We start from the raw sequence: 16,317 nt of genomic DNA on the forward strand, positions 1-16,317 counted from the left end.
CTCAGGACCCTCATGAACACCCACAAGCAAGCCAGGCCCGTGCTGGCCATCCACGGCGGCGCCGGCACGCTGCTGCGCAGCAAGAGTTCGCCCCAGCAGGAGGCCGCCTACCTGAGCGCCCTGCAGCGCATCCTGGGCGACGGCCAGGCCCGGCTTGCGGCCGGCGCCACGGCCATGGATGTGGTGGTGGAGGCGGTGCGGCAGCTGGAGGAATGCGAGCTCTTCAATGCCGGCAAGGGCGCGGTCTATACCGCCGCCGGCAGCCATGAGCTGGACGCCAGCGTGATGGACGGCGCCACGTTGCGCGCGGGCGCGGTGGCGGGCGTCACGCGCACCCGCAACCCGGTGCTGGCGGCGCGCGCCGTGATGCTGCACAGCGAGCACCTGATGTTCATCGGTGCGGCGGCCGATGCCTTTGCCGCGCGCCATGGCCTGGAGCAGGTGGCGCCCGACTGGTTCGGCACGCCGCTGCGCCTGGAGCAGCTGCAGCGTGCCAAGCAGGCCGAGGCCGGCGTGCTGCTGGACCACGATGGCCAGGCGCTGGCCTTCAAGCAGGCAGCGTCAGACCCGATCTCAGGCCCGATCGACGAGCAAAGCAAGTTCGGCACCGTGGGTGCGGTGGCGCTGGATGCCCAGGGCCATCTGGCGGCCGCCACCTCCACCGGCGGCATGACCAACAAGCAGGTCGGCCGCGTCGGCGATTCGCCCGTCATCGGCGCCGGCTGCTATGCCAATGACGCGACGGTGGCGATCTCCTGCACCGGCACCGGCGAGGCCTTCATGCGCAGCTGCGCCGCCCACGATGTCTCGGCCCTGATGGAATACCTGGGGCTGTCGGTGCAGGAGGCGAGCCGCCGGGTGGTGATGGAGAAATTGCCGGCCATCGCCGGTCGCGGCGGTCTGATCGCCGTGGCCGCGAATGGCGAGGTCGCCTTGCCCTTCAATACCGAGGGCATGTACCGCGGCTACGCCAGGGTCGGCGAGGCGCCGGTGGCGGCGATCTACGCCTCAGAAGCGCAGGTCGAGGGTTAGCACATCGTTCTCGCGCTTCATCTGGAAGCGCGAGAGAAAGCTGTTGCCCAGCAGCACATGGCTCATCTGCGCCGGGATGACGATGGCCTCGACATTGCGCACCTCGACATCGCCGATGCGCACCGTGTTGAGCGTGACCACATGGGCCGGCGCCGCACCGTTGGCGGTCTGCGTCAGCACGCGGCGGCCGTCGCGGTACTTGAGCCCCATGTGCTCGGCCTCGGCCTGGCTGATGGCAACGCTGGTGGCGCCGGTGTCGACCAGGAATTGCGTGCTCTTGCCGTTGATGCTGCCGACGCTGGTGAAGTGCCCGCCCGGGCCCGAGCTGAGCACGATCTGGCGGCCGCTGTTGGCGGCGGCCGCGCCATCGCCCAGCCGCACCTGCGCCGCGCCCATCTGCAGGCTGACGCGCCGCCCCTCGATCTCGACCAGCGCGCGGCCTTCCTCCAGGCTCAGCAGGCGCACGCCGCGCACCGTCTGGCCCAGCGTCAGCGTGCGCGCCTCGCCGTCGATCATCAGCAGCGCCGCCTTGCTGCCCAGGCTGCCCTGCAGGCTGACATTGGGCTGGGCATGGGCGTTGCCGAGCGCCAGCAGCGCCAGGGTCAGGGCGGCAAGACGTGGCAGCAGCATGGCGGGTCTCAGTCGCGGAAGTTGTCGTAGCTCAACGGCACGTCGGCGAAGTCCTTCTTGAACAGCGCGATCGCGGTCTGCAGATCGTCGCGGTTCTTGCCGGTCACGCGCACGGTGTCGCCCTGGATCGAGGCCTGCACCTTGAGCTTGCTGTTCTTCACCGCGGCCACCAGCTTCTTGGCCAGATCGGCCTCGATGCCCATCTTGATCTTGTAGACCTGGCGCACCTTGTCGCCGCCGAGCTTCTCGATCTTGTCCTTCTTCTCCAGGAAGCTGATCACCACGCCCTGCTTGGTGAGCTTGCCGTACAGCACCACCTCGATCTGCTCGAGCTGGAACTCGCTGTCGCCGGTGGCGTGGATTTCCTTTTCCTTCTCCTTCAGCTCGACCTGGGCGCTGGTGCCCTTGAAGTCGAAGCGGGTGTTGATTTCCTTGCTGCTGTTGTCCACGCCATGGCCGATGTTGACCATATTGGGTTCGAGCTTGGTGTCAAAGCTGGGCATGCTGTTTTTTCTCTGCGAAAGGGAAGGGGCCGGTTTCGTGCCCCTCGATCTGGGAAAATTCTGCCATGCAGGAACAAGCTGTAAATCCCCCCATACCCGGCTCGCCGGCGCTCGACATCGAGCGCGATGTCAATCTGAAGCCCTACAACAGCTTCGGACTGCCCGCGCTCGCCGCGCGCCTGGTGCGCATCCGCAGTGAAGCCGATGTGCGCCGCGTGGTCGATCACCCCGAACTGGGGCGCTCGCCCAAGTTCGTGCTGGGCGGCGGCAGCAATATCGTGCTGACGCGCGATGTCACCGCCGTGGTGTTGAAGATGGAGATTCCCGGCTTGCGCCTGCTGGAAGAACGCGAAGACGCCTGGATTATCGAGGCTGGCGCGGGCGTGCTCTGGCACGAGGCGGTGCAATGGGCGATCGAGCAGGGTTATCTGGGGCTCGAGAACCTGGCCCTGATCCCCGGCACGGTGGGTGCGGCGCCGGTGCAGAACATCGGCGCCTATGGGGTGGAGCTGAAGGACCGGCTGGACAGCGTGCAGGTGATCGACCTGGTGACGGGCCGGCCGGCGCTGCTGCCCGCCAGCGTCTGCCGCTTCGGTTATCGCGACAGCGTCTTCAAGCAGAGCGGCTTTGGCGGCCTGGCGGGCAAGAGCGTCATCACCAAGGTGCGGTTGCGCTGCCCCAAGCCCTGGCAGCCGGTGCTGGGCTATCTGGACCTGGAGCGCAAGATGCAGGAGAGCGGCATCAGCGCGCCGACGGCGGCGCAGATCTTCACCTGGGTGTGCGAGATCCGGCGCGCCAAGCTGCCCGACCCGGCGCGCATCGGCAATGCCGGCAGCTTCTTCAAGAACCCGGTGGTGAGCGCCGAGCAATGCCGCGACATCATCGGCCGCGACCCCCATATCGTGCATTACCCGATGGCCGACGGCAGCGTGAAGCTGGCGGCCGGCTGGCTCATCGACGCCTGCGGCTGGAAGGGCAAGTCGGTGGGCGGCGCGGGCGTGTACGAGAAGCAGGCCCTGGTGCTGGTGAACCGCGGCGAGGCGCGTGGCGCCGAGGTGGTGACGCTGGCGCGCGCCATCCAGGAGAGCGTCTACGGGCGCTTCGGCATCCGGCTCGAGCCCGAGCCCATCGTGCTCTGAGCTGCGCTGCGCCGCACTAACCGAGCAATTGGTGGCGCTGCAGGGTGGCGGCGCTGGCCGTCAGCTGCTGCAGCAGGGTCTCGGTGAGCTGGCGCAGGCCGGCCTGGTCGGTGGCACCCTGCTTGGCCGCAAGCTCCAGCGCCAGCGCCGGCGCGGCGGCAAAGCGCAGGCCCAGATTGGCGGCCGCACCCTTGATGCTGTGGGCCGACTGGTAGAGCGCCTCGGCGCTGCCGCTCTCGAGCGCCGCGCGCAGCGCCGCCTCGAACTTCGGCACGCTGCCCAGGAAGGTGCGGAACAGATGCTGCAGCGTGGCGTCCGACAGGCTTTGGCGCAGCGTGCTGATGGCGGCCATGTCGATGTCGACGCCCGCGGCCTCGGGCCTTAGCGCTTGGGCGCTGGCCGCCGCATCCCCCGCCGCATCGCCCGCTGCATCACCCAGGAAGCGCGCCAGCGCCTCCATGCTGACCGGCTTGGCCAGGAAGCCGTCCATGCCCGAGGCGATCGCGCGCTGGCGCGATTCCTCGAAGGCGTCGGCCGAGAGCGCGACGATGCGCACATCGCATTTGGGCGCCGGCAGGCCACGCATCAGGCGCGCCGCCTGGAAGCCGTCCATCATCGGCGTGTGCAGGTCCATCAGCACCAGATCGAAGTCCTGCGCGCGCAGCTGCTGCAGCGCGTCGAAGCCGTTCTCGCAGAACTCGGCGCGGTGGCCCAGGCGGCTCAGCACCGCCTCCAGGAAGGCGCGGTTGGTGGCGTTGTCTTCCGATACCAGGATGTGCAGCGGGCGCGGCGCTTGCGCGGGCTGGGCCGGCGCGGCGGTGGCCGCGGAGGCTGGCAGCGGCGCCGCGCAGGCCGGCAGGCGCAGCTCCAGCGTGAACACCGAACCCAGGCCCAGGCTGCTGCTGACGTGGATGTCGCCCCCCATGGCGCGCGCCAGATTGCGCGAAATCTCCAGCCCCAGGCCGGCGCCGCCGAAGCGGCGCGAGCGCTTGGCATCGCCCTGGCTGAAGCGCTGGAACAGCCGCGCCTGGGTGCCGGCGTCCATGCCGATGCCGGTGTCACTGACCTCGAAGCGCAGCAGCTCCAGGCCCAGCGCATCGACCTCGCGGCTCAGGCGCAGGCCGACGCGGCCGCGCTCGGAAAACTTGATGGCGTTGCTGATCAGGTTCAAGAGGATCTGGCGCAGCCGGGTCGGGTCGGCCAGCACCCAGTCGGGCAGCTCGGAGCCGATCTGCAGCGTCAGTTCCAGCCCCTTGGCGCGTGCCTGCGGCGCGCTCAGCTCCTCCAGCTCGCGCAGCAGCGCCGCCAGGCGGATCGGCTCGGGCTGGATGCTGAGCTCGCCGGCCTCCATCTTGGAGACGTCGAGGATGTCGTTCAGTACCGCCAGCAAATGCTTGGCGGAGTCCTGCGCCGCCTGCAGATGGGCTTGCTGCGGCGCGCTCAGCGGCGAATCGCGCAGCAGGCCCAGCATGCCCAGCAGGCCATGCATGGGCGTGCGCAGCTCATGACTCATATTGGCCAGGAAGGCGCTCTTGGCACGGCTGCCGGCCTCGGCCTGGCGCTGCGCCGACTGCAGATGCTCGGCCAGCGTCTCCTGTTCATGGGCGTAATGGTCCAGGCGCCGGAACTGCCGCACGATCACCCAGGCGAAGCCCAGCGTCAACCCGCATTGCAGCAGGGTCAGCCAGAGGCTCAGCCGGCTCTGGTCCTGCACCATCTGGTTGCGCTCGGTGACCTGGGCCGCCACATGGTGCGAGGCGGTCAGCGAGAGTTCACGGATCGGCGCGGCCAGCAGCTCCATGCGCGCCTGCACCTCGCGCAGCTGCTCGGCATGCTCGCGCACATAGCGGGCGTTGAGCGGCAGCTTGTCGGCCCAGTCGACGAACTGCAGGCTGCGCTCCACGGTGGCGCGGTAATGCGGATGGTTGGCCAGCACCTTGGTGGCATGTTCGCCCTCGATCAGTTTGAGGCGGCTGACGAAGATCTCGTAGCGTTGCTCGACCTGCTCGGGGTCCACCGTGGGCGCGGCGCTGGCGGCCTGCTCCAGCAGCAGGCGCAGGCGCAGGAATTCCACCTCGTACTGGAACAGGCTCCAGACCAGGTAATCGTCCTGGTAGCGGTGCGTGGCGTTGAGCAGCTCGTACTGGCGCGTCTGCAGCAGGCCCACGGCCGCGAAGGCCAGCGCCAACAGGCCGCCCATGGCGGCCAGCAGGAGGCGCCAGCGGCGGCGCTGCGGGGTCGCGGGCACTCAGCGCACTTCCAGGGCTTTGAGCTGCCAGGCCGAGCGGCTGTAGTAGATGCTGTTGCGCAGCACCGGCTCGACATCGAAGGGGTAGATGATGAACAGCGGCCCCTTGTCGCGCAGCGACATGGGCTCGCCGTCCATCAGGCGCGCCACGATCACGGCGTAGCGCCGGGCGTCGTCCATCGGGATGCTGACGCTGTAGTCGTTGAGCGCGATCGCCTCGATCTGCTTGCCCTGCGCGCCCGCCGCCGCCAGCACATCGCGCAGCAGGGGGCCGGTGAACTTGTGCGCCGCCGGGTACCAGGGCGTCTTGGTCGTGAAGCTGTGCTGGGGCAGGCGCTCCAGCATGGCCATGTCGAACAGCGCGCGGCCGTCCCGGTTGGGCTGCTGCAGCGTGCCCGCGATGCTCAGCACCACCGGCCCGCTGGGCGCATCCAGCGCCCAGACGGGCAGGCACAGCGAGGCCGCCAGGGTCAACAGCGCGCGCCGCACGAGGCTCACGCCTTGTCGTCGTGCTTGAGCTGGGGCAGGGCGCTGGCCGAGCCGGGCGCCAGCAGGCCGACCTGGGCATAGGTGGCCAGCTTGGCGCGCGTGTCGACGATGTCGAGGTTGCGCATGGTCAGCTGGCCGATGCGGTCGGCCGGCGAGAACGGCGCGTCCTCGACCTTCTCCATCGAAAGCCGCTCGGGCTGGTAGGTCAGGTTGGGGCTGCGCGTGTCCAGCAGCGAGTAGTCGTTGCCGCGGCGCAGCTCCAGCACCACCTCGCCGGTGACGGCGCGCGCCACCCAGCGCTGCGCGGCCTCGCGCAGCATGATGGCCTGCGGGTCGAACCAGCGGCCCTGGTAGAGCAAGCGGCCGAGCTTGCGGCCGCTCTCGCGGTACTGCTCGATGGTGTCCTCGTTGTGGATGCCGGTCACCAGGCGCTCGTAGGCGATGAAGAGCAGGGCCAGGCCAGGCGCCTCGTAGATGCCGCGGCTCTTGGCCTCGATGATGCGGTTCTCGATCTGGTCGCTCATGCCCAGGCCATGGCGGCCGCCGATGCGGTTGGCTTCCAGCAGCAGGGCCACGGGGTCGCTGTACTCGACGCCGTTGAGCGCGACCGGCATGCCCTCCTCGAAGCGCACCGAGACCTCCTCGGCCTTGATCGCCACGTCCTCGCGCCAGAAGGCCACGCCCATGATGGGGTTGACGATCTTGATGCCCGAGTTGAGGTGCTCCAGGTCCTTGGCCTCGTGGGTGGCGCCCAGCAGGTTGGAATCGGTGGAGTAGGCCTTCTCGGCCGACATCTTGTAGCCGAAGCCGGCCTTGCTCATGAAGGCCGACATCTCGGCGCGGCCGCCCAGCTCGTCGATGAAGGTCTGGTCCAGCCAGGGCTTGTAGATCTTCAGCGCCGGGTTGGTGAGCAGGCCGTAGCGGTAGAAGCGCTCGATGTCGTTGCCCTTGAAGGTGGAGCCATCGCCCCAGATGTTGACATCGTCTTCCTTCATCGCGGCCACCAGCATGGTGCCGGTTACGGCACGGCCGATCGGCGTGGTGTTGAAGTAGGTCACGCCGGCGGTGCTGATGTGGAAGGCGCCGCTTTGCAGCGCGGCGATGCCCTCGTGCACCAGCTGCGCGCGGCAGTCCACCAGCACCGCCTTCTCGGCACCGTACTGCATGGCCTTGCGCGGGATCTCGTCGTAGTCCGGCTCGTCGGGCTGGCCCAGATTGGCGGTGTAGGCGTAGGGGATGGCGCCCTTGTTGCGCATCCAGTGCAGGGCCGCGCTGGTGTCCAGGCCGCCGGAGAAGGCGATACCGACCTTCTGGCCGGCGGGGATGTGCTGAAGAATGGTTGACATGGGGGGCTCGGGGAAAAGCTCGGAAGGAGGCCGCGACATGGGCCCTGCTGGGCGTGTATTTTCTGTCAAATTTGAAATCACCCGGCCGCTGCACTCGGCCGGGCGTGTCGCTGCTGAGACAGGCAGGGGGCGCGCGGCCGTGGAAGATGCGCGTAAACAGGAGACAAACCCCCATGAGCGCAGAGACCGCAAGTCCCCAGAAGATCGCCCAGCGCAGCCATTGGCCCAAGCGCCTGCCCCTGGAGCTGGAGATCCCCGAGACCTCGCTGTGGTTCAACCTCGAGGTGGCGGCGCAACGCTATCCGCACAAGCCGGCTACGCTGTATTGCGGCGCGGTCAAGAGCTACCGCGAGCTGCATGACGAAGCCCTGGCCCTGGCCGGCTGGCTGCAGGCGCAAGGGGTGGGGGCGGGCGACCGCGTGGCCCTCTTCATGCAGAACTGCCCGCAGTTCCTGGTCGCCTTCTACGCGGTCAACCGCGCCAACGCGGTGGTGGTGCCGGTGAATCCGATGAACCGCGCCGAGGAGTTCGGCCACTACATCACCGATCCCCAGACCAAGCTGGTGATCTGCAGCGCCGACCTGGTGGACGTGGTGGCCGCGGCCAATGCCGCCCTGCCGCCCGAGCGACGCCTGCCGGCCATGCTGGTCACCCGTTATGCCGATGCCCTGCCGGCGGGCGGGCCGGCCGCCGACATGCCGGAGGCGATGCGCCAATGGCTGATGGCCGAGCCGGCCCTGCCGGCTGGCGTGGTGCGCTGGCCGGAGGCGCTGGCCGCCGGCCTGCGGCCCGGCCCGCATCAGGCGAAATCCGACGATCTGGCCCTGCTGCCCTATACCTCGGGCACCACCGGCCTGCCCAAGGGCTGCATGCACAGCAACCGCACGCTGATGGCCAACACCTGCGGCGGCGGCCAATGGGGCTATGCCTCGGCCGAGGCGATCTGTCTGGCGGTGGTGCCGATGTTCCACATCACCGGCCTGCTCTACGGCGTGCTGGGCCCGGTGTTCCTGGGCATGAGCATCGTCATCATGCCGCGCTGGGAGCGCGAGCTCGCCGGCCAGCTGATCTCGCGGCACAAGGTCACGCACTGGACCTGCATCCCGACCATGATCATCGACCTGTTCGGCAGCCCCAACTACCAGCGCTTCGACCTCTCCAGCCTGCGCTATCTGAGCGGTGGCGGCGCGGCGATGCCGCAGGCGGTGGCCGAGCGCCTGCAGCGCGAGTTCGGCCTCACCTTCGCCGAGGGCTATGGCCTCACCGAGACCGCCGCGCCCTCGCATGGCAACCCGCCCGAGCGCGCCAAGCTGCAATGCCTGGGCATACCGATCTTCGGCGTCGATTCGCGCATCATCGACCCGGTCACGCTGGACGAGCTGCCGATCGGCGAGGTGGGCGAGATCATCACCAGCGGCCCGATGGTGTTCAAGGGCTATTGGCACCAGCCGGAGGCCACGGCCGCCGCCTTCATCGAGCGCGAGGGCAAGCGCTTCTTCCGCACCGGCGATCTGGGGCGCATGGACGAGGAAGGCTATTTCTTCATCACCGACCGCCTCAAGCGCATGATCAACGCGAGCGGCTACAAGGTCTGGCCCTCCGAGGTGGAGCTGCTGCTCTACAAGAATCCCGCGGTGCAGGAGGCCTGCATCATCGCGACGCGCGACGCCTATCGCGGCGAGACCGTCAAGGCGGTGGTGGTGCTGCGCGCCGAGGCCAGGGGCAAGACCACGCCCGAGGACATCATCGCCTGGTCGCGCGAGCATATGGCGGCCTACAAGGTGCCGCGCATCATCGAGTTCGCCGACAGCCTGCCCAAGTCGGGCTCGGGCAAGGTGATGTGGCGTTTGCTGCAGGAGCGCGAGCCTTCCTGAGCTTTTCTATCGCCGCCCTTGATCTTGATTAAGACGCCGGGCGGCGCATGCGGGTGCAATGCCGGCTGTTGAAATAGAAGCCCCGAGTGCCCTGACATGCCACTGTTCCGAGGCCGGCGCCTGCGCGTGCGGCGTGCCGCCGTGCCCACCGCGCGCCTGTCCCTGCTGCTGACCTCCCTGCCGCTGCTGGCCATGGCCGCCCTGGCCATGCTGCAGATGCCCGAGCAGGCCTGGGTCTGGGCCGCGCTGGCCCTGCCCGGCCTGGGCCTGAATGTGCGCGTGCACCAGCATTGGCAGCGCCATGCGGTGCGCCGCGTGATGCGCGAGCTCAACCAGGCTCAGCTGGCCGAGCAGGCGCGCCAGGCCCAGGCGGTGGCCGAGGCGGCCAACCGTGCCAAGACCGATTTCCTCTCGCGCATGAGCCATGAGCTGCGCACGCCGCTGAACGCGGTGCTGGGCTTTGCCCAGCTGCTGCGCGCCGAGCTGCCGCAGCAGCAGGGCACGCCGCATCGGCATCTGGACCATATCGAGCGCGCCGGCTGGCACCTCACCGAGCTGATCGACGATGTGCTGGACGTCTCGCGCATCGAGGCCGGGCGGGTGGCGCTGCGCGTCAGCGAGGTCTCGCTGCGCGCGGTGCTGGACGAGGCCTGGGAGATGAGCCTGCCGCTGGCGCTGGCGCGCGGCCTGCGCGCCGAGCCGCGCTTTCGCAGCAGTGCCGACCTGCGCGTGCAGGGCGATCCGGTGCGCCTGCGCCAGGTGGTGCTGAACCTGCTCAGCAATGCCATCAAGTACAACCGCGAGCAGGGCGAGCTGCGGCTCGAGCTCGACGCGCCGGACGGCCGGGCCCGCATCACCGTCAGCGACACGGGCCTGGGGCTCAGTGCCGAGCAGCAAACGCATCTGTTCGAACCCTTCAACCGTCTGGGCCGCGAGCACAGCGCCATCCAGGGCACCGGCATCGGCCTGGCATTGACGCGGCAGCTGCTGCAGATGATGGGCGGCGAGATCGCCGTGCAGAGCCGCCTGGGTGAGGGCAGCGCGTTCAGCGTGAGCCTGCCCCTGGCCGAGCCCGGTGCCGCGGCACTGCCCCGCGGGCGCGTGCTGTGCATCGAGGACAACGAGGTCAATATGCTGCTGGTGGAGCAGCTGCTGCTGGCCTGGCCCGATGTGGAACTGCTCAAGGCCGAGAGCGTCGCCGAGGGCCTGCGCCTGGCGCGCAGCTGCGCGCCCGATCTGATCCTGCTGGACATGCGCCTGCCCGATGGCAGCGGCGAGCAGGTGCTGCAGGCCCTGCGCGCCGACCCCGCCAGCGCCGGCCTGCGGGTGGTGGCGCTCTCGGCCAGCGCCGCGGCCGAGGATGCGCAGGCGGCGCGGGCGGCGGGTGCGCTCGACTACTGGACCAAGCCGCTCGACTTCGAGCGCTTTCGCCAGGATGTCAGCCGCCTGCTGTCGAGCACGCCGGCCGCGCGCTAGGACGCAGCCGCCCGCGCCAGGGCGCCGTTTCCATGCGTGTTTTCGAGACCCACGAACGCGGGGTGTGCCGCCTGGTGCGCGGTGCTATCGTCCACCGGGCCGTTACTTTCGGCATGCCTTCCTTGTCCTGCTTCAAGGAGAACGACTATGCGTCGCAACGTCATTGGGCTCTTGCTTGGCGTCACCCTGCTGGCCACTGCGCCGGCGCAGGCGGCGCCCGTCAGATGGCTGTTCTCGGGCGTGTTTGACGAGGTGAATCGCACCAACTGGGCCGATCTGAACGCCGACATTGCGGTTGGGCGAACCTTCGAGCTGACGGTCAGCTTCGACAGTGCGCAGGCGCTGCGCAACAAGCTGCTGGATCCCAAGGACGGCAGCGGCTACCGCTACAACTTCTTCAACAACTCGCTGGGCATGTCCGTCAAGTCCGGCTCGGTCGACGCGACGCTCGACAACGATGTGCAGCAGGACATCATCGTGCGCGATGGCTACTTCGCGCCCGATGATCCCAGCAAGCAGGTCGATGGCGTTTCCTTCGGCTTGACCGACGAGTTCAGTGGCCAGGTGAACGGCCACAACATCGACATGAATGCCAGCCTGATCATGCGCTCGCTGGACCTGAGTCTGCTGACGGTTCTTGGCGACCTCATGCCTACGCAGGCCTTCGATGTCAGCAAGCTGTTTGTGAACCAGTTCTTTGTGTGCCGCTACGACCATGACCCGAACAACTGGGTGGATGGTTGCGGCGACTATGGCTATGTGATTGGCCATGTCACGTCGATGCAGGCGCTGCCCGAGCCGTCGACGGTGTTGTTGGCCGCGCTGGGTCTGTTCGCGCTGTCGCTGCCGCGGCGCCGGCCGCGCGCCTGAGTTCAGGCGCGCAGATCCTGCCACTCCGGGTGGCGGCGCATGAAGGCGTCGACATAGCTGCAGCTGGGCACGACCTTCAGGCCCTGCGCGCGCGCCCAGGCGAGGCCATGTGTGACCAGCTGCGCCGCCAGGCCGCGGCCCTCCAGCGCGCGCGGCACGCCGGTGTGGTGGAACACCACCTGGCCGGGGCGCAGCAGATAGTCCAGCTCGCAGCGCTGGCCGGGCAAGGGTTCGGCCCAGAACTGACGGGCCGCCGCGTCGTGCCGGATCTGCAGCGCCATCAGTCCACCTTGGCGCCGGAGCGCTTCACCGCGTCGGCCCAGCGCGGCAGTTCGCGCTGCAACTGCGCCGTGAAGGCGTCCGGGCCGAGGAAGGCCGGGTCGGCGCCCTGGCTCACCATCTTGCTGCGGATCTCGGCCGTGTCCAGGGTCTGGCGGAAGGCCTCGCCCAGCTTCGCCACCACGTCCTTGGGCGTGCCGGCCGGCGCCAGGATGCCGTAGAAGCCCACCACCTCGAAGTCCTTCACGCCGGCCTCGGCCATGGTGGGCACCTCCGGCAGCGCCGGGTTGCGCTTGGCACCGGTGACGGCCAGGGCGCGCACGCGGCCCTGCTTGGCATAGCTGGCCGCCTGCGGGATCGATTCGGCCATGAACTGCACCTGGCCGCCCATCAGGTCGGTGAAGGCCGGCGCGCTGCCGCGGTAGGGAATGTGCACCATGAAGATGCCGGTGGCCTGCTTGAACATCTCGGGCACCAGGTGCGAGATGCCGCCGTTGCCGGCCGAGCCGTAGTTGAGCTTGCCGGGGTTCTTGCGCGCCAGCGCGATGAACTCGCCCAGGGTCTTGGCCTCGACCCCGGGGTGCACCACCATGGCCAGCGGCTGCTGGGCGGTGCGCGCCACCGGTGCGAAGTCCTTCAGCGTGCTGTAGCCCAGCTTGGCATAGAGCGCCGGGTTGATCACCATGGTGCCGGTATTGGCCAGCAGCAGGGTGTAGCCGTCGGCGGGCGACTTGGCCACGAATTCGGCCCCCACGCTGCCGCCCGCGCCGGCCTTGTAGTCCACGATCACCGGCTGGCCCAGCAGGGCCTGCAGGCGGTCGGTCATCAGGCGGGCATGGGCGTCCAGCGGCCCGCCGGCGGGGAAGCCGATGATGATCTTCACTGGCTTGTCGGGGAAGGCGGCCTGGGCACCGAGACTCAGCGCGAGCAGGGCCGCGGCGGCAATGGTTTTGTTGAGCGACATGGCGGGCTCCTTGAGGGCGTGGCCGCCATTGTGTGTCAAGACCTGGCCCTCAGCGCTGGGCCAACTGCTGCCAGAGATAGCTGTATTCCAGCGCCTGCAGGCTGGCGCGCTGCTCGTTGTCGGCCGCGCCGCCATGGCCGCCCTCGATGTTCTCGTAGTACAGCACCGCATGGCCCAGCTCGCTCAGGCTCGCCACCATCTTGCGGGCGTGGCCCGGATGCACGCGGTCGTCGCGCGTCGAGGTGGTGAACAGGGGCTTGGGGTAGGGCAGGCCCGGCTTGAGGTTCTGGTAGGGGCTGTAGGCGGAGATGAAGGCCCATTCGGCGGCCTGATCGGGGTCGCCATACTCGGCCATCCAGGAGGCGCCGGCCAGCAGCCGGTGATAGCGGCGCATGTCCAGCAGCGGCACCTGGCAGATCACCGCATTGAAGAGCTCGGGCCGTTGCACAAAGCTCGCACCCACCAGCAGGCCGCCATTGCTGCCGCCCATGATGCCCAGGTGCCGGGGGCTGGTGATGCGGCGGGCGATCAGGTCCTCGGCCACGGCGATGAAGTCGTCGAAGCTGCGCTGCTTGCCGGCCTTGATGGCGGCCTGGTGCCAGGCCGGGCCGAACTCGCCACCGCCGCGGATATTCGCCAGCACGAACACGCCGCCCTCGGCCAGCCAGGCGCGCCCGCGGCCGCCCGAGTAGCCGGGTTGCATGGAGATCTCGAAGCCGCCATAGCCATAGAGCAGGGTGGGGTTGCTGCCGTCGGCCTGGGCGCCGCGGGGCCAGACCACGAAATAGGGCACGTGGGTGCCGTCGCGGCTGCGGGCGAAATGCTGTTCGGCGCGCATGCCGTCGGCATCGAACTGCGGCACGCGCTGCTTCAGCAGCTCGCGCGCGTCGCTCCCGGCGCTGGCGAGGTAGAGGGTGTCGGGGGTGAGGAAGTCGGCGTAATGGACGAAATAGGCGTCGGCCAGATCGTCATCAGGCAGCTCCTCATCGTGCAGGCTGGCCAGGGTCAGCGTGCCGGGGAAGGGGGCTTGGACCGGCCGCAGCCGGGGCGCGGCCGGATCGGCAAAGCTCCATTCCTCCAGCCGGCTGGCAACGTTCTCGCTGATGTTCAGCAGCAGGTGCTGGCGCGTGGTGGTGTAGCCGGCCAGGGTGCGCGCCGGGCCGGGCGTGAAGAGCGCCTGGAAGCGGCGCGCACCGTTCAGAAAGGCCGCCGCATCGGTGAGCAGCAGCGAGCCGGCGGCAAAGGTCTGGCCGCCCACCGTCCAGTCGCTGCGCGGCTCCACCAGCAGGCGCGGGCCCCAGAAGCAGAGCTGCGCGTCGCTGGGCAGGTCCAGCGCCAGCAACTGGCCGTCCTGCAGCAGGAACTCGGTCTGGTGGTAGAAATCGATGGCGCGGGTGAAGAGGGTGCGCGCATGGCTGCGCTCGACATGCACCGATACCGCCACATCGCTGCGCTCGCCCTCGAAGACGGTACGGGCGGCGCACAGCGGCGTGCCGCGCAGCCAGCGCTTGATGACGCGCGGATAGCCCGAATCGGTGAGGCTGCCGGGGCCGAAATCGGTGCCCACATAGACGCTGTCGGCGTCCGCCCATTCGATCTCGCTCTTGGCCTCGGGCAGCTCGAAGCCGCCGACCACAAAGCGCTTGTCGACGGTATCGAATTCGCGCACCACGCTGGCATCCGCACCGCCGCGCGAGAGCGTCAGCAGGCAGCGCCGGTAGTCGGGCGCCAGGCCCTGGACGCCCTGGAAGACCCAGCTTTCCTGCTCGGCCGCGCCGAGCGCGTCGAGGTCCAGCACGGTCTCCCAGGCCGGCTCGGGCTTGCGGTACTCGGCCAGGCTGGTGCGGCGCCACAGGCCGCGCCTGTGCTGCTCGTCCTGCCAGAGGTTGTAGAGCCAGGGGCCCATGCGCATCACGCCGGGGATGCGGTCGCTGGCGTTGAGGATCGCCAGCAAGTCCCGGCGCAGGCGCGGGTAGCGCGGTGTGGCCTCGAGCTGCTGCTGCGTGCGGGCGTTGTGCGCGCGCACCCAGTCCAGTGCGGCCGGCGCCAGCACCTCCTCGAGCCAGGCATGCGGGTCGGCGGGCGTGCTGTCGATGGCCATGGTGGCTTTATGCGCCCGAGGCAGCGGCCGCGCGCAGGCACAGCGGGCTGATCTCCACCGAGCCCTTCTCGGTGGAGACATAGACGGCGCCGTCCTGGATGCTGATCTGCAGCTGCATGCCGCGCTCGGCCAGCGCGGCCAGCGCCTGGCTCTGCTCGGCGGGGATCTGCCAGACCGCCAGCTTGGGCAGGCGGGTCAGCTTGTTCTCGATGCCGGCCCACCACACCGGCGTGCTGCTGGCATAGCTGATGACGGTGACGCGCTGCGCCTTGCCGCAGGCCTGGCGGATGCGGCGCTCGTCGGGCTGGCCCAGGTCGATCCAGTGCACCACCTCGCCGGTCAGGTCGCGCTGCCAGAGCTCGGGCTCGTCCACATCGGACAGGCCCTTGCTGAATTCCAGCTTGCCCTGCAGATCGTCGGCCGGCAGGTGCATGGCAAAGGCCAGCACGCGCTGCATCATGCGCTCGTCGGTTTCGGAGGGGTGGCGGGCGATGGTCAGGCCATGTTCACCATAGACATGGCGGTCCATGTCGGAGATCTGCAGCGTGGCTTTGTAGATGGTGGCCTTGATTGCCATGGGGAATGCCGGATGAGGAAAGCTGCGGATTATCCTTGGCCGCGCCTCGTGGCATGATTGCCGCCTTTGCCCACGCTAGAGTTCTGCCATGAAACGACTGCTTCTCTCCGTCTGCCTCACGGCCCTTGTGCCTGCCCTGGTGCCCGTCCTGGCGCAGGCCCAGACGGTCAACCCCAACGCCAAGGTCGACCCCAAGAACAATAAGGTCAGCAAACCGGTCGTGGAGAAGCCCAAGCAGGTGCTGATGACGCGCGACGAGCTGCGCGCCTGCATGAAGTCCCAGGCCGCCAACGACGAAGAGGCCAAGGCGATCAAGGTCGTCGAGGCCGAGCAGAAGGCCGAGCGCGAAGCCCTGCTGGCGGCCAAGAACGAGTTCCCCAAGCGCGAGGAAGCGCTGTCCGCCAATGTCAACGCCATCAAGGCCGAGCAGGACGCGCTGCTGAAGATGCATGCCGACATCACCGCGCAGGCCTCCAAGCTGGAGAAGGCCGAGCTCAAGGCCAAGCAGGACGAGTACATGGCCAAGGCGAATGCCTTGAACGAGCGCATCGAGGCGCACAACAAGTCCAAGGACGCCTATCTGGCCGAGCGCAAGAGCTTCGACACCAAGGTCGAGGCCCACAACAAGGCCAAGGACGAGCTGTCCACCCGTGTCGACAACTACTTCGACAAGCACGACGAATGGAAGAAGTCCTGCGCCAACAAGGCCTATGACGAGGCGGACGAGATCGCCATCAAGAAGGAAATGAAGTAAGTCGCGAGCGCGGGCTTGCAGCTCGCACAGACAAC

At 68.6% G+C, this 16,317-nt stretch carries 15 protein-coding genes; 6 read left to right on the forward strand and 9 right to left on the reverse strand.

From position 1 onward, the window contains the following. The first annotated feature begins 12 nt into the window (after positions 1–12). Positions 13–1,032 (forward strand): isoaspartyl peptidase/L-asparaginase family protein, encoded by a 1,020-nt coding sequence (locus tag AC3WQY_RS16490; protein WP_492709662.1) that lies wholly within the window; start codon positions 13–15, stop codon positions 1,030–1,032. Here AC3WQY_RS16490 and AC3WQY_RS16495 read toward each other — a convergent pair. Together AC3WQY_RS16495 and AC3WQY_RS16500 are read right to left on the reverse strand one after the other, a co-directional pair. After that, positions 1,009–1,662, reverse strand: coding sequence for a retropepsin-like aspartic protease family protein (locus AC3WQY_RS16495; RefSeq protein WP_492709663.1), 654 nt, complete (start codon positions 1,660–1,662; stop codon positions 1,009–1,011). The two genes, AC3WQY_RS16490 and AC3WQY_RS16495, sit on opposite strands and share 24 nt — an antisense overlap. An 8-nt stretch (positions 1,663–1,670) precedes the next feature. Further along, the gene (locus tag AC3WQY_RS16500; RefSeq protein WP_285231763.1) at positions 1,671–2,165 is read right to left on the reverse strand and encodes a YajQ family cyclic di-GMP-binding protein; all 495 of its coding nucleotides are present in this window, start codon (positions 2,163–2,165) and stop codon (positions 1,671–1,673) included. Between the two features lie 65 nt (positions 2,166–2,230). Here AC3WQY_RS16500 and murB point away from each other — a divergent pair, with 65 nt between their 5' ends. Then, positions 2,231–3,304, forward strand: coding sequence for a UDP-N-acetylmuramate dehydrogenase (murB, locus tag AC3WQY_RS16505; protein WP_492709664.1), 1,074 nt, complete (start codon positions 2,231–2,233; stop codon positions 3,302–3,304). Positions 3,305–3,320: 16 nt separating this feature from the next. Here murB and AC3WQY_RS16510 read toward each other — a convergent pair whose 3' ends face one another. The 3 genes from AC3WQY_RS16510 to argG are packed head-to-tail and all read right to left on the reverse strand — an operon-like array spanning position 3,321 to position 7,387. Continuing rightward, positions 3,321–5,552 (reverse strand): ATP-binding protein, encoded by a 2,232-nt coding sequence (locus AC3WQY_RS16510; RefSeq protein WP_492709665.1) that lies wholly within the window; start codon positions 5,550–5,552, stop codon positions 3,321–3,323. Next, positions 5,553–6,050 carry a putative pterin-binding protein gene (locus tag AC3WQY_RS16515; protein WP_492709666.1) on the reverse strand — a complete coding sequence of 166 codons (498 nt, stop codon included), beginning with the start codon at positions 6,048–6,050 and terminating at the stop codon, positions 5,553–5,555. It lies immediately after the preceding gene. After that, positions 6,047–7,387, reverse strand: a complete 1,341-nt coding sequence (gene argG / locus AC3WQY_RS16520) for an argininosuccinate synthase (RefSeq protein WP_285231767.1) — start codon at positions 7,385–7,387, stop codon at positions 6,047–6,049. Before argG ends, AC3WQY_RS16515 begins: the two co-directional genes overlap by 4 nt. A 173-nt stretch (positions 7,388–7,560) precedes the next feature. Here argG and AC3WQY_RS16525 point away from each other — a divergent pair, with 173 nt between their 5' ends. The 3 genes from AC3WQY_RS16525 (at position 7,561) to AC3WQY_RS16535 (ending at position 11,607) form a co-directional block, all read left to right on the forward strand. Then, positions 7,561–9,261 (forward strand): long-chain fatty acid--CoA ligase, encoded by a 1,701-nt coding sequence (locus tag AC3WQY_RS16525; RefSeq protein ID WP_492709667.1) that lies wholly within the window; start codon positions 7,561–7,563, stop codon positions 9,259–9,261. Between the two features lie 96 nt (positions 9,262–9,357). Next, positions 9,358–10,737 carry an ATP-binding response regulator gene (locus AC3WQY_RS16530; protein WP_492709668.1) on the forward strand — a complete coding sequence of 460 codons (1,380 nt, stop codon included), beginning with the start codon at positions 9,358–9,360 and terminating at the stop codon, positions 10,735–10,737. Between the two features lie 147 nt (positions 10,738–10,884). Further along, on the forward strand, positions 10,885–11,607 hold the full coding sequence (locus tag AC3WQY_RS16535) for a hypothetical protein (RefSeq protein WP_492709669.1): 723 nt from the start codon (positions 10,885–10,887) through the stop codon (positions 11,605–11,607). Positions 11,608–11,609: 2 nt separating this feature from the next. On the opposite strand, the gene AC3WQY_RS16540 is transcribed toward AC3WQY_RS16535, so the two are convergent. The 4 genes from AC3WQY_RS16540 to AC3WQY_RS16555 are packed head-to-tail and all read right to left on the reverse strand — an operon-like array spanning position 11,610 to position 15,528. Then, a complete protein-coding gene (locus AC3WQY_RS16540; RefSeq protein ID WP_492709670.1) occupies positions 11,610–11,888 on the reverse strand; it encodes a GNAT family N-acetyltransferase in 279 nt (92 codons plus the stop codon). Next, positions 11,888–12,850, reverse strand: coding sequence for a Bug family tripartite tricarboxylate transporter substrate binding protein (locus AC3WQY_RS16545; RefSeq protein ID WP_492709671.1), 963 nt, complete (start codon positions 12,848–12,850; stop codon positions 11,888–11,890). The genes AC3WQY_RS16540 and AC3WQY_RS16545 overlap by 1 nt, the downstream gene beginning before the upstream one ends. A 49-nt stretch (positions 12,851–12,899) precedes the next feature. Continuing rightward, the gene (locus AC3WQY_RS16550) at positions 12,900–14,951 is read right to left on the reverse strand and encodes a prolyl oligopeptidase family serine peptidase (protein WP_492709672.1); all 2,052 of its coding nucleotides are present in this window, start codon (positions 14,949–14,951) and stop codon (positions 12,900–12,902) included. Positions 14,952–14,958: 7 nt separating this feature from the next. Then, on the reverse strand, positions 14,959–15,528 hold the full coding sequence (locus AC3WQY_RS16555) for a YaeQ family protein (protein WP_492709673.1): 570 nt from the start codon (positions 15,526–15,528) through the stop codon (positions 14,959–14,961). Between the two features lie 88 nt (positions 15,529–15,616). Here AC3WQY_RS16555 and AC3WQY_RS16560 point away from each other — a divergent pair, with 88 nt between their 5' ends. Beyond that, a complete protein-coding gene (locus tag AC3WQY_RS16560) occupies positions 15,617–16,282 on the forward strand; it encodes a hypothetical protein (protein WP_492709674.1) in 666 nt (221 codons plus the stop codon). Positions 16,283–16,317 lie beyond the last annotated feature (35 nt).

The organism is Roseateles sp. FW301-B2, from assembly GCF_058788955.1.